This is a genomic window from Caulobacter sp. Root343 (assembly GCF_001425745.1).
Taxonomy (GTDB): domain Bacteria; phylum Pseudomonadota; class Alphaproteobacteria; order Caulobacterales; family Caulobacteraceae; genus Caulobacter.
The window spans coordinates 1,032,833-1,045,466 of sequence record NZ_LMDF01000007.1 but is presented as its reverse complement, the minus strand read 5'-3'; the positions used below and the strand labels follow the sequence as shown (position 1 = coordinate 1,045,466).

Genomic DNA, 12,634 nt, shown 5'->3' with positions numbered 1-12,634 from the left:
GTAAGGTCGCAACCTGCCCAAAGGACGTTAAGATGGGGTTGCCGAAGACCGCGCGAGACGCGTAATCCCACACCCTATTTTGTGGAGCAGCGGCATGAAGACGGCGTTTATCGGCCTGGGCGTGATGGGCTTTCCGATGGCGGGCCACCTGAAGGCCGCCGGCCACGAGGTCGCCGTCTACAATCGCAGCCCGGAAAAGGCCCGGCGCTGGGCTGAAAAGCATGGCGGGCAAGCCTTCGAGACCATCGCCGAGGCCGTGGCCGGCGCGGATGTCGTTCTGCTCTGCGTGGGCAATGACAACGACGTCCGCGACGTCGTGGCGCAGGCCCTGCCGGCCCTGGCGGAGGGCGCGGTGATCGTCGACCACACCACCACCTCCGCCACGGTGGCCCGCGAAATGGCGGAATTGGTGGCCAAGGGCGGCCGGTCCTTCGTCGACGCCCCGGTGTCCGGCGGCCAGGCCGGCGCCGAGAACGGCCAGCTGACCATCATGGCGGGCGGCGATCAGGCCGCCTACGACCGCGTTCTTCCGGTGATCGAGGTCTACGCCAAGGCCGTCCGCCGCATGGGGGAGGTCGGAGCCGGCCAGCTGACCAAGATGTGCAACCAGATCGCCATCGCCGGCGTCGTCCAAGGCGTGGCCGAGGCGCTGCATTTCGCCAAGCGCGCCGGCCTGCCGACCGATGACGTCCTGGCCGCCATCTCCAAGGGCTCGGCCCAGTCGTGGCAGATGGAAAACCGCTGGCCGACCATGGCGCGTGGCGAGTTCGAGTTCGGCTTCGCGGTCGATTGGATGCGCAAGGACCTTGGGATCGCTCTGGAAGAGGCGAGCCGCAACGGCGCCAAACTCGAGAGCACGGCCCTGATCGACCAGTTCTACGCCGAGGTCCAGGCCATGGGCGGCAATCGCTGGGACACCTCCAGCTTGGTGGCGCGGTTGGAGAAGTAGAGCGGAGGAGGGGCTTAGCCGAGCAACAGTTCCAGCAGTTCGCTCGCGTCCCAGTCCGCATCTCGCGCCGCCACCAAGATCGGCGCGGTTCGCTCGAACGCCCGCAGCATCTCGACCGTCTGACCCAAGTCGGGCGCGTCGAGGCTCTCGCTGACCACGATCGCGGCCACCGTCAGCCTTCGCGCCCGCAACACCTCCAGCGCGGTCAGCAGGTGGCTGGCCGTGCCGAGATAGCTGCCGGCGACCAGGAGGACAGGCAGGTCGAGGGCGATCATCAGGTCGAGATTGGTGGCGTCGTCGGTCATCGGTGACATCACCCCGCCGGCCCCTTCGACCAAGGCGAGGCCGACATCGCGGCTGGCCAGCCAAGCTCGGCAGTCGGCGACTAGGTCTTTCATCGCCAGAGTGTCGCCTTCCAGCCGTGCGGCGAGATTCGGAGCCAGCGGCGCGCGATAGCGACGCGGCGAGACCCGCGCCCAGTCGTGCGGCCGTCCCAGGGCGGCGGCGAGTCGGGCGGGGTCGCTCACTTCGGGCGCGTTTGGATCGAAGCCACTGACCACGGGCTTGAAGGCGTCCACCGTCGCGTCCTGCGCCCGAGCGGCTCCGAGCAGGGCGCAGGCGACGTGGGTCTTGCCCAGATCCGTGCCGGTCCCGGCGACGAACAAGGCCCTCACGCGGCGACCCTGCGCAGATCCGCGATCGCGTCGGCCAGGCGGATCACATCCGTGTCGGCATGGGCGGCGCTGAAGGCGATGCGCAGGCGGGCCGTTCCCTCGGGCACCGTCGGCGGCCGGATGGCGACGACGAGGAAACCTTGCGCCTCTAGCGCGGCCGAAGCGGCGAGAGCGTCGTCGGCGCTTCCCAGCACCACCGGCACGATCGGGCTGACCGCATCCGGCAGGCCCAGGCGGCGGGTGAACAGGCGCGCCTTGGCGACGGGCTGGACGGTCAACGCGGGTTCCGCCTCGATGATGTCCAGCGACGCCAGGGCGGCGGCGGCCGAAGCCGGGGGGAGGCCGGTCGCGTAGACCAGCGTCCGAGCTCGGGTCTTCAGCAGGTCGATCACCGCCTGGGAGCCGCACAGGTAGCCGCCATACGAACCCAGCGCCTTGGAAAGGGTGCCCATCTGCAGCGGGATGTCCGCGTCCGGGAACAAGGCCCCCGAGCCACGACCCTCGGCCAGCACCCCGACCCCGTGGGCGTCGTCGCTGAGCAGCCACGCGTCGTAGCTCGCGCACAGGTCCGACAGCACGTCCAGCGGGGCGATATCGCCGTCCATCGAAAAGACGCCGTCGGTCGCGACCAGGGCTCTGCGGGCGAGCGGGCGCTCGGCCCCGAGTAGGCGCTCTAGGTCGTCCACGTCGTTGTGGACGAACTTGACGATCTTGGCGCCCGACAGCTGCGCGCCGGCCCAGATGCAAGCGTGGGCCAGGGCGTCGACGAAGATGGCGTCGCCAGGCCCGACCAAGGTTGGAATCACCCCCGTATTGGTCAAATAGCCGGAGCCGAACACGCAAGCCGCCTCGGTCCCTTTCAAGCGGGCTAGGCGCTTTTCCAGGTCGCTCAATAGCGGATGGTCGCCGGTGACCAGCCGCGAGGCTGCCGCGCCCGCGCCGTAGTTCAGCGCCGCCTCGGCCGCGGCCGCGCGGACGGCGGGATGCTGCGACAGGCCCAGATAGTCGTTGCACGAGAACGAGATCAGCCGCTTTCCGTCGCGCTCGACCATGGCGCCCTCGTGGCGGCGGGTGGGCCTTAGGCGGCGCAGCAGGCTCTTGGCGTCGAGGGCCGCCAGCTTCTCGCCGGCGAAGGCGTCGAGGCTTTGCATGTCGTTTCCCTTTGCGGCGCTCAAGCGCGCGGCATAGGCAAGGCGCCCCGAGTCCGCAAACGGAAACAGTCATGACTGAGTTGAACTGGCTGACCGCCGGAGCCCCGCATGTCTGGCGGCCCTATTGTCAGATGAAGACCGCGCGGCCGCCGTTGCCGGTGGTGGCGACCCGGGGCTCGCGCCTGGTGCTGGCGGACGGGCGCGAATTGGTCGACGGGCTGGCCTCGTGGTGGACCGCTTGCCACGGCTATAACCATCCCCACATCGTCGACGCTCTGCGCGAGCAGATCGAGAAGATGCCGCACGTGATGTTCGGAGGCCTGGCCCACGAGCCGGCCTATCGGCTGGCGGCGCGTCTGGCGAAGATGCTGCCGGGCGAGCTGGATCACGTCTTCTTCGCCGAAAGCGGCTCGGTCTCGGTCGAGATCGCCATGAAGATGGCGCTGCAGTTCCAGATCAACCGTGGGGTTCAAGGGCGGACCAAGTTCCTCGCGTTCCGGGGCGGCTATCATGGCGACACCCTGGCGACCATGACGGTCTGCGACCCGGAGGAGGGGATGCACAGCCTGTTCGCCGGCGTCATGCCCGACCAGGTGATCGCCGACCTGCCGCGAGACGCGGAGAGCGAAGACACGCTGGACGCCCTGCTGGCTCAGCGGGGCCACGAGATCGCGGCGATCCTGGTCGAGCCCCTGGTCCAAGGCGCGGGTGGCATGGTCCTTCATCCGCCGGAAGTGCTTCGAACCCTGCGCCGCCTGGCAGACAAGCACGACTTGCTGCTGATCTTCGACGAGATCTTCACCGGTTTCGGCCGCACCGGGACGCTGTTCGCCATGCAGGCGGCGGGGGTCGAGCCGGACATCGTCACCCTGTCCAAGGCCCTGACCGGCGGGACCCTGCCGCTGTCGGCGGCGGTGGCGTCGCGCAAGGTGTTCGAGGCCTTCTGGTCCGACGATCCGGACGCGGCCCTGATGCATGGCCCTACATACATGGCCAACCCACTGGCCTGTGCGGCGGCCAATGCTTCCCTGGACCTGTTCGAGGACGGAGCATGGGCCGCGAACGTGGCGCGGGTCTCGGCGGCGCTGTCCGATGGACTGGAACCGTGCCGGGCGGGGAAGGGTGTCGTCGACGTGCGGACCCTGGGCGCGATCGGAGTCGTGGAGTTCGACGGGCCCGTGTCGGTGGGCGACCTCTGCGCACGGTTCGCCGAGCTGGGCGCGTGGGTCCGCCCGATGGGCAAGGTCGTCTATCTAACCCCCGCCTTCACGACACCGGATGCCGATCTCGATCTGCTGACAGCCGCCGTCCGCAAGGTGATCGGCGTCGATTGACCCGAGAGGCCGGGTCTGGTCCAAGCACGGCCATGTCCTCCAAGTCGTCTCCGCTCACGGTCCTGGAATATCTCGCCATCCTGGCGATCATCCTGACCTGGGGGATCAACAACGCCGCCGCCAAGGTGGCCACGGCCTATCTGCCGCCGATGCTGATGGGAGGCCTACGTTTCGCCTCGGCGTTGGCGTTTCTGTTCCCGTTCATCAAGCCGCCGTTTCCCGAACCCCGGAAGCTGCTGGCCATCGTGCTGCTGACCGGGCCAATCCATTTCGGCGTGATCTATGTGGCGTTCAGCATGGCCGACGCCTTGAGCCCGCTGGTGGTGGCCAGTCAGCTCTGGATCCCGTTCACGGCCATCTTCGCCTGGCGGATGCTGGGCGAGACCATGCGGCCGCCAGCGGTGGCGGGCCTCGTCGTCGCCTTCGTGGGCGTGGCGTGGATGAGCCTGGATCCGCACGGCGCCAGCGACCTGCCAGCCATTCTGCTAATCGTTTTCGCTAGCGCCTGCTGGGCCGTGGCGACGGTGCTGGTGCGTAAGACGCCCGGCATCAAGCCGCTGAAGCTGCAGGGCATGACGGCCCTGGTCGCCGCGCCGACGCTGCTGGCCATGTCAGCCGTGTTCGAGACGGATCAGGTCGGGAAGATGCAGGCCGCGCCGCCGATCGCCTGGGTCTGCGTGGTGTTCGCCGGGGTGGTCTCGACGATCGGGGCCAGCGCCCTGCTGTTCTGGTTGGTCCAGCGGCGCGAGGCCGGGCGCGTGACGCCGTATTTCCTGCTGACACCGCTGGTCTCCTGCACGATCGGGGTGCTGTTCCTGGGCGACAAGCTGTCGACCCAGCTCCTGATCGGCGGCGCGGCGACCATGGTCGGCGTGGCCCTGGTCGCCCTGACCGAGAACAGGGCCAAGGCCGAGGCGGCCTTGGCCGAAACCGCCTAGACTATTTGATCACGCCGCAGGCCGCCCGCGCGCCCGCGCCGCCGATCGGCTGGCTCTTGTGGTCGTCGGGGCTGGCATGGACGACGATCGCCGAGCCGTCCGCGTCCAGCAGGGCGGGACGGCCGCCGGCGCCCTTCAGCGACACCAGGGTCGAATAGGCCTCGGCCGTGGCCGCGCCATCGGCGTTCGCGAACACGTTCGGCAGGTCGCCGCTGTCATTCGAGGCTGGGTTCAGCAGGCCGTGCACCGTGGTGGCCGCCGTATGGACATGGGCGCCGGCCGACTTGAAGTCCGGCGCGCCGCAGTCGCCCTTTTCATGGAAGTGGACCGCGTGCCAGCCGGGCGTCAGGCCCTTCAGTTCCAGCTTCAGCAGCACGCCGTGCGGGGCCTCGGTCAGCGTCACCACGCCGGCGTCCTTGCCGTCGCCGGTCTTGACCACGGCGGTCGCTGAGGTCTGGGCCAGGGCGGGTGAGGCGGCGATCAGGGCGGCGAGGCCGAGTGCAGTCGCGGCGGGGAGGCGGATCATGCGTTTTTCCTTCGGATTCAAGCCAAGAGCAGGGGATGAAACGGCCGGAAAGGTGGCGCCGTCCACCTCGCAATGCTAACAGTTTCAGACTGTTCCGTGTCCGATTCTGACGGCGAAAAATTCCCTTGAGCGACGAACACACCACGATCCCCGCCGACGGTTCTCGCGGGGATGTCGCCCCGATTAATATCGAGGACGAACTCCGCCGTTCCTATCTCGACTACGCGATGAGCGTGATCGTCAGCCGCGCCCTGCCGGACGCGCGCGACGGTCTGAAACCCGTGCACCGCCGGGTGCTGTTCTCGATGCACGAGCAGGGCCAGACGCCCGAGCGCCCGTACGTGAAGTCGGCCCGCGTGGTCGGTGACGTGATGGGTAAGTATCACCCGCACGGCGACGCCTCGATCTACTTCACCCTGGTCCGGATGACCCAGTCGTTCTCGATGGGCCTGGTCCTGATCGACGGCCAGGGCAATTTCGGCTCGGTCGACGGCGATATGCCCGCGGCCATGCGCTATACGGAATGCCGCATGGCGCCGCCGGCCATGTCGCTGCTGGCCGACCTCGACAAGGATACGGTCGACTTCGCCGACAACTACGACGGCAAGGAGCAGGAACCGACCGTCCTGCCGGCGCGGATCCCGAACCTGCTGGTCAACGGCGCGGGCGGCATCGCCGTCGGCATGGCCACCAACATCCCGCCGCATAATCTCGGCGAAATCATCGACGCCTGCCTGCTGCTGATCGACGACCCGAACGTCACCACCGACCAGCTGCTGGACCTGGTGCCCGGCCCCGACTTCCCGACCGGTGGCGAGATCATCGGCCGCGCGGGCCCGCGCCAGGCGCTGCTGACGGGCCGTGGCTCGGTCATCATGCGTGGCGTCGCCAGCGTCGATGAAATCCGCGCCGGCCGCGAAGCCATCATCATCACCGAGATCCCGTATCAGGTGAACAAGGCCAATCTGGTCGAGCACATCGCCGAGCTGGTCCGCGAGAAGCGGATCGAAGGCATCGCCGACATCCGCGACGAGTCCAACCGCGACGGCATGCGCATCGTGGTCGAGTTGAAGCGCGACGCCTCGGGCGAAGTGATCTTGAACCAGCTCTACCGCTTCACGGCGCTGCAGAGCTCGTTCGGCGTCAACATGCTGGCCCTGAACCGTGGTCGTCCCGAGCAGATGGGCCTGCACCAGCTGGTCAAGCTGTTCATCGACTTCCGCGAGGAAGTCGTCGTGCGGCGGACCAAGTTCGAGCTGGGCAAGGCTCGTGACCGCGGTCACGTGCTGGTCGGCCTGACCATCGCGGTCGCCAATATCGACGAATTCATTCATATCATCCGCTCGTCGAAGGATCCGACCGAGGCCCGCGAGCGCCTGGTGGCCAAGTCCTGGCCGGCCGGCGACATGCTGCCGCTGGTCGAGCTGATCGCCGACCCGCGCACCCTCAAGGAAGATGGCGGCCTGATCCGCCTGACCGACGAGCAGGCTCGCGCCATCCTGGCCCTGACGCTGTCGCGTCTGACCGGCCTGGGCCGCGACGAAATCGGCAACGAGGCCACCGCGTTGGCCGAGGCCATCCGCGGCTATCTCGAACTGTTGTCCGACCGCTCCAACATCATGGCCGTGGTCCGCGAGGAGCTGGTCGAGGTCCGCGAGAAGTTCGCCATTCCGCGCCGCTGCCAGATCGTGGACGGCGACGCGGACATGGAAGACGAGGACCTGATTGTCCGCGAGGACATGGTGATCACCGTCACCATGAGCGGCTACGTCAAGCGCACGCCGCTGGCCGCCTACCGCACCCAACATCGGGGCGGCAAAGGCAAGTCGGGCATGGCGACCAAAACCGAGGACGCCGTCACCCGCGTGTTCTCGGCCTCGACCCACGCCCCGCTGCTGTTCTTCACCTCGGGCGGCAAGGTCTACAAGATGAAGGTGTGGCGCCTGCCGCAGGGCGTCGCCAATTCGCGCGGCAAGGCGTTCGTCAATCTGCTGCCGATCGAAACCGGCGAAACCATCACCTCGATCCTGACCCTGCCGGAGGATGAAGCCACCTGGGGCGGCCTGGACGTGATGTTCGCCACCCGCTCGGGCAGCGTGCGCCGCAACAAGCTGTCGGACTTCGTGGATGTCCGCCGCAACGGCAAGATCGCCATGAAGCTGGACGAAGGCGACGGCATCGTCGGCGTGGCCGTCTGCAACAGCGACCAGGACGTGCTGCTGACCACGGCGGCCGGCCGCTGCATCCGCTTCTCGGTGGACGAGGTGCGGGTGTTCGCCAGCCGCGACTCGACCGGCGTGCGTGGCGTGAAGCTCGCCGACGGTGACCAGGTCATCTCCATGGCCGTGCTGCGCAGCGTCGACGCCACTCCGGCCGAGCGCGCCGCCTACCTCAAGCACCAGCGCGCCATGTTGCGCGCCGCCGGCGAAGAGGGCGACGACGCTCCCGCCGGAGCGGAAGAGGGCGAAGAGGACGGCGACGAAACCACCCTGACGCCGGAACGCATCGCCGAACTGGGCGCGGCCGAGGAAATCCTGCTGACCGTGTCGTCAGAAGGCTTCGGCAAGCGCACCAGCGCCTATGATTTCCGCCGCACGGGCCGGGGCGGCCAGGGTCTCGCCGCCCAGGATCTGAGCAAGCGCGGTGGTCGCCTGGTGGGTTCGTTCCCGATCGACGAGAGCGATCAGATCCTTCTGGTGACTGACCAGGGACAGCTGATCCGGGTGCCGGTTTCGCAAATTCGTGTTGCGGCGCGGAATACTCAAGGCGTAACCATCTTCCGCACCGCGCAGGACGAGCATGTCGTCAGCGTCGAGCGCCTCGCCGATTCCGGCGGAGACGACAACCAGGGCGAGGACAGCGGGGCGGAAGAGACCCTGTAACCCTCGAATCCTTAGAGCAGGGGGTTGCATGCGGGTCGGGCTTTATCCTGGGACCTTCGATCCGGTCACCAACGGACACCTCGACATCATCGGGCGGGCCGTGAAGCTGGTCGACAAGCTGGTGATCGGGGTGGCGGTGAACATCGGCAAAGGGCCATTGTTCTCGCTGGACGAGCGGGTGGCCATCCTGGAGCGCGAGACGGCGCACCTGACCAAGATCGCGCAGATCGAGGTCAAGCCGTTCGAGAGCCTGCTGATGCATTTCGCTCGGGACGTGAACGCCCAGATGATCGTCCGCGGCCTGCGGGCCGTGGCCGACTTCGAGTACGAATTCCAGATGACGGCGATGAACCAGCAGCTGGACCGCGAGATCGAGACCGTGTTCCTGATGGCCGACCCACGGCACCAGGCGATCGCCTCGCGTCTGGTCAAGGAGATCGCCGCCTTGGGCGGCGACATCTCCAAGTTCGTGCCGGCCGGCGTGGCCGAGCAGTTGTTGGTCAAGGTGAAGCGGGGCTGAGCGGCTCGTGGCGCTCTCTAGCCGGCTGGCTAGGACGTTGAGCGTCGCCTAGGCGCCGGCCCTTACGAGGAAATCGTCGAGATAGTCACGCATGCTCATCGCGGCGGCGCGCGTATCTTCGAGCGGGAGTGTTTCATCAGCGATCCTCGTCAGGTCATCCGTAAGACCTGAAAGGTATTTGCGGGTGTCCCCGGAGGCCGTCGCTTCGCGGCGGACCAGCTGCATGATGATGTGGTGATGGATGATCGACCGGGCCTGAAGATCGGCGATGAGGCGAGGCAGGTCGAGGTCGTTCTGGACGGTCATGATCTTCGCCCGAGGGCTCTTCTCCGCTTTAGGACTCTGCTTTCGCCCCTTCGCGCGCCGCGCATCCGGCCTGTCTTGGCGGCGGCGGCGGACGGGGTCTTGCACTCTTCGTTCGTTCGCCCCGCCTCTGCGGTCGTGGGGGAGGGGCGTTGTTCGTCAGCCGTGAACGAGCGCCGCTCTCGAGGACGCCGCACAGATGGCTTCCAGGTGGCTCTTGATGGAGCGTGGCGCGAGAAGCGCTTCGACGGCGTGACAGCCGTCTTCTTTCAGCCGCTGTTGGAGCTGGGCCACGGTTGCATACTTGCCTGAGCGGGCGAGCGCGTAGGCGCGCTCGATAGTTGATGGGGTCATCGCCTTCCTCGAAATGTGAAAAAGGCGGCGAGCCAAGCCCGCCGCCCCTGTCCTAAGCCACGTCCCGAGCCACTGGCCCCGACGTGAGCCTTGGCCTTATGCGGATTGGAGCTGGCCCGCCGACATCTTGCCGCTGCGCTGATCGCGCTCCAGCTCATAGTTGAGCTTCTGGCCTTCTTGCAGCGAACCCAGGGTCGAACGCTCGACCGCCGAAATGTGGACGAACACGTCCGGGCCGCCATTGTCGGGTTGGATGAAGCCGAAGCCCTTGGTCGAATTGAACCACTTCACGGTGCCGGTATTCATGGGAATATCTCTTTTATTGCGAAGGCTCGCACGCGCCGAACGGTGCGTGAGATCAAAATGTCGGAGAGGTTCTTGGTAGGCCCGGAGCTCAATCCGAAGATCAAGCGTGGAGAGCAACCGAAGCCAAAGCGCAAGTCGATACAGGGATACTCTCACGTCGATCAATGAATTGCGAGTGAAAACTATATTTTCTCGGAATCCCACTCATAGACATTTCCGCCTTGGGCCTGCTGGAACCGTTTGGCCGCTTGCTCAGCATTGAAAAGGCTGGCGCTGCCGCGGTTGAAGTCCACGGCGCCGCGCCGTCCCGGAGGCCCATTCCAACCGCTGCCGTTATCCGGCCGAAATCCTGCGCTTCAACATCGCCGCACTTGTCGGGGAGGCCGTGGCGTTCTACGCCCGACCCCGACCTATTTGTTCGGGGAATTCGATGAAGCTCGCCACGACCGCCGCCGCCCTGGCGCTTGCCGCTATGACGGCCTCCGTTGAGGCGGCCTCGGCCCAGACCGTCTCCGATTGGCGCACGCCGGATCCGAACAACGTCATCGTCGTCGAGACGAACAAGGGCCGGATTATCGCAGAGCTCTATCCGCAAGCGGCGCCGAACCACATCGAGCGCGTGCGGGGGCTGGTGAAGAGCGGCTTCTACGACGGTCTGACCTTTTTCCGCGTCATCAGCGACTTCATGGCCCAGACGGGCGACCCCCAAAACACCGGTGTCGGCGGTTCGGACCAGCCCAACCTGACCGCAGAGTTCACCTTCCGCCGCGGCGCGGACACCCCGCTGGGCGCCAGCTTCAAGGCTGGAACCAACGAGTCCGGCTGGGTCGGCGTCCTGCCGGTGACCAGTCAGCCCTCGGCCCTGGCGGTGATGACCGCCGACCGCAAGGTGGCGACCTGGGGCAACTTCTGCTCCGGCGTGCTGGGGATGGCCCGCGCCGGCGACCCCGACAGCGCCAACAGCCAGTTCTTCTTCATGCGCCAGGCCAACGCCTCGCTGGACAAGACCTACACCGCCTTCGGCCGTGTGCTGCAGGGCGTCGATGTCGTGCGGGCTATCAAGGTCGGCGAGCCCGTGCCCGATCCCCAGGACAAGATGCTGAGCGTCAAGTTGCTGGCCGACATGCCGGCTGACAAGCGCCCCTCGGTCCAGGTGATGGACACCCGCTCGGCCGCCTTCAAGGCCCTGGTGACCAAGCGCCAGGGAGAGCTGGGCGCCGGCTTTACCAATTGCGATGTCGATGTCCCGGTTCAGGTGAAATAACGGCAGGTGAAGTGACATGACCCGCTCGCGCGCGCTTCTGGCCGGGCTCTGCCTGGCAATCTCGACTCCCGCGCTCGCGGCGACGGTTTCGGCCAAGCCTTCCGAACAGGATTGGCGGACGCCGGCGCCCGAGACGGTGATGGTGATCGACACCAACAAGGGCCGCGTGCTGGTCGAGCTGATCCCGGAGGTCGCACCGAACCACGTGGCGCGCCTGCAGGAGCTGACCCGCGCAGGCGTCTACGACGGCCGCACCTTCTTCCGGGTCATCGACAAGTTCATGGCCCAGACCGGTGATCCGACCAACACGGGCGAGGGCGGATCGGACAAGCCCAACCTGAAGGCCGAGTTCACCTTCCGCCGCACGGCCGAGGCGGGCTTTGTCCCGATGGCCGCACCGGCGGGCCTGGAGGTCGGCTATCTGAAGTCGCTGCCCGTCGTCAGCCAGGCCTGGAGCTGGAGCGACATGACCAGCGACAAGAAGGTTTCGGCCTGGGGAACCTATTGCCCCGGCGTCCTCGGCATGGCGCGCGACGAGGACAACAACTCGGCCAACAGCCAGTTCTTCCTGATGCGCCAGCCCTATCCGTCGCTGGACAAGCGCTACACGGCCTTCGGCCGGGTGATCAGCGGCCTGGACGCCGTGCGAGCCATCAAGACCGGTGAGCCGGTCCCGGCGCCGCAAGACCTGATGCAAAAGGTCCGTCTTCTATCGGATATTCCCGAAGCCGAACGTCCCAAGGTTCGCGTCATCGATCCCAAGGGGCCTTGGTTCGCCGCCGAAACCAAGCGCCTGCGGGCCTTGAAAGGCGCGGACTTTTCGGTCTGCGACATGGATCCGCCGGTCGAGGTTCGCTGAGCATTTTCCGGTTTTCGGGCGCGACTTGGTTCACAGGCGGGCGCAATCCGCGCTAGAAGCGCGATCAATCATTCCGCACCCTAAAGGAAGACCATGTCGGCCGACCTCGAAAACACCCTGATCCTGACCCTCGAGACCGGTCCGGTCACGATCAAGCTTCGCCCCGACCTGGCGCCGGGCCACGTCGCCCGGATCAAGGAACTGGTGCGCGAGGGCTTTTATGACGGCGTCGTCTTCCACCGCGTGATCCCGGGCTTCATGGCCCAGGGCGGTGACCCGTCGGGCAGCGGCCGCGGCGGTTCGGACAAGCCCGACCTGAAGGCCGAGTTCAACGACGAGCCGCACGTGCGGGGCGTCTGCTCGATGGCGCGCACGCCCGACCCCAACTCGGCCAACAGCCAGTTCTTCATCGTGTTCGACGACGCGACCTTCCTGGACCGTCAGTACACGGTGTGGGGCCAGGTGGTCGAAGGCATGGAAAATGTCGACGCCCTGCCGAAGGGCGAGCCGCCGCGTCAGCCGGGCAAGATCGTCAGCGCCAAGATCGCCGCCGACGCCTAAGGACACGACGACA

General features: G+C 66.9%; 13 protein-coding genes. 8 read left to right on the top strand and 5 right to left on the bottom strand.

Features of this window, described 5'->3' with window-relative positions; translation table 11 throughout:
• The first annotated feature begins 94 nt into the window (after positions 1–94).
• On the top strand, positions 95–949 hold the full coding sequence (locus ASC70_RS17320) for an NAD(P)-dependent oxidoreductase (protein ID WP_056052334.1): 855 nt from the start codon (positions 95–97) through the stop codon (positions 947–949).
• A gap of 14 nt (positions 950–963) precedes the next feature.
• Here the strand turns inward: ASC70_RS17320 and bioD are convergent, their stop codons facing one another.
• Both bioD and bioF read right to left on the bottom strand, forming a co-directional pair.
• Positions 964–1,623 carry a dethiobiotin synthase gene (gene bioD, locus ASC70_RS17315; protein WP_056052332.1) on the bottom strand — a complete coding sequence of 220 codons (660 nt, stop codon included), beginning with the start codon at positions 1,621–1,623 and terminating at the stop codon, positions 964–966.
• A complete protein-coding gene (gene bioF, locus ASC70_RS17310; protein WP_056052328.1) occupies positions 1,620–2,774 on the bottom strand; it encodes an 8-amino-7-oxononanoate synthase in 1,155 nt (384 codons plus the stop codon). Before bioF ends, bioD begins: the two co-directional genes overlap by 4 nt.
• Positions 2,775–2,845: 71 nt before the next feature.
• On the opposite strand from bioF, the gene ASC70_RS17305 reads away from it, so the two are divergent.
• Both ASC70_RS17305 and ASC70_RS17300 read left to right on the top strand, forming a co-directional pair.
• Complete coding sequence (locus ASC70_RS17305; protein WP_056052326.1) at positions 2,846–4,108, top strand: adenosylmethionine--8-amino-7-oxononanoate transaminase; 1,263 nt, start codon at positions 2,846–2,848, stop codon at positions 4,106–4,108.
• A complete protein-coding gene (locus ASC70_RS17300) occupies positions 4,105–5,046 on the top strand; it encodes a DMT family transporter (RefSeq protein WP_162247238.1) in 942 nt (313 codons plus the stop codon). Before ASC70_RS17305 ends, ASC70_RS17300 begins: the two co-directional genes overlap by 4 nt.
• Position 5,047: 1 nt before the next feature.
• Here the strand turns inward: ASC70_RS17300 and ASC70_RS17295 are convergent, their stop codons facing one another.
• A complete protein-coding gene (locus ASC70_RS17295) occupies positions 5,048–5,572 on the bottom strand; it encodes a superoxide dismutase family protein (protein WP_047413483.1) in 525 nt (174 codons plus the stop codon).
• A gap of 125 nt (positions 5,573–5,697) precedes the next feature.
• Here ASC70_RS17295 and gyrA point away from each other — a divergent pair, with 125 nt between their 5' ends.
• The gene (gyrA, locus tag ASC70_RS17290; RefSeq protein ID WP_056052320.1) at positions 5,698–8,454 is read left to right on the top strand and encodes a DNA gyrase subunit A; all 2,757 of its coding nucleotides are present in this window, start codon (positions 5,698–5,700) and stop codon (positions 8,452–8,454) included.
• A gap of 28 nt (positions 8,455–8,482) precedes the next feature.
• Positions 8,483–8,974, top strand: coding sequence for a pantetheine-phosphate adenylyltransferase (gene coaD, locus ASC70_RS17285; RefSeq protein WP_047413487.1), 492 nt, complete (start codon positions 8,483–8,485; stop codon positions 8,972–8,974).
• Positions 8,975–9,022: 48 nt separating this feature from the next.
• On the opposite strand, the gene ASC70_RS17280 is transcribed toward coaD, so the two are convergent.
• Positions 9,023–9,280, bottom strand: a complete 258-nt coding sequence (locus ASC70_RS17280; RefSeq protein ID WP_056052316.1) for a hypothetical protein — start codon at positions 9,278–9,280, stop codon at positions 9,023–9,025.
• A 447-nt stretch (positions 9,281–9,727) separates the two neighbouring features.
• Entirely contained in the window at positions 9,728–9,937 is a 210-nt protein-coding gene (locus tag ASC70_RS17270) for a cold-shock protein (protein ID WP_047413492.1), read from the bottom strand.
• A 430-nt stretch (positions 9,938–10,367) separates the two neighbouring features.
• On the opposite strand from ASC70_RS17270, the gene ASC70_RS17265 reads away from it, so the two are divergent.
• The 3 genes from ASC70_RS17265 to ASC70_RS17255 all read left to right on the top strand — a co-directional run bounded on the left by ASC70_RS17265 (position 10,368) and on the right by ASC70_RS17255 (position 12,621).
• Positions 10,368–11,201 carry a peptidylprolyl isomerase gene (locus ASC70_RS17265; RefSeq protein ID WP_056052309.1) on the top strand — a complete coding sequence of 278 codons (834 nt, stop codon included), beginning with the start codon at positions 10,368–10,370 and terminating at the stop codon, positions 11,199–11,201.
• A 16-nt stretch (positions 11,202–11,217) separates the two neighbouring features.
• Positions 11,218–12,060, top strand: coding sequence for a peptidylprolyl isomerase (locus ASC70_RS17260; protein ID WP_056052304.1), 843 nt, complete (start codon positions 11,218–11,220; stop codon positions 12,058–12,060).
• A 93-nt stretch (positions 12,061–12,153) separates the two neighbouring features.
• The gene (locus tag ASC70_RS17255; RefSeq protein ID WP_047413497.1) at positions 12,154–12,621 is read left to right on the top strand and encodes a peptidylprolyl isomerase; all 468 of its coding nucleotides are present in this window, start codon (positions 12,154–12,156) and stop codon (positions 12,619–12,621) included.
• The last annotated feature ends 13 nt before the right edge of the window (positions 12,622–12,634 follow it).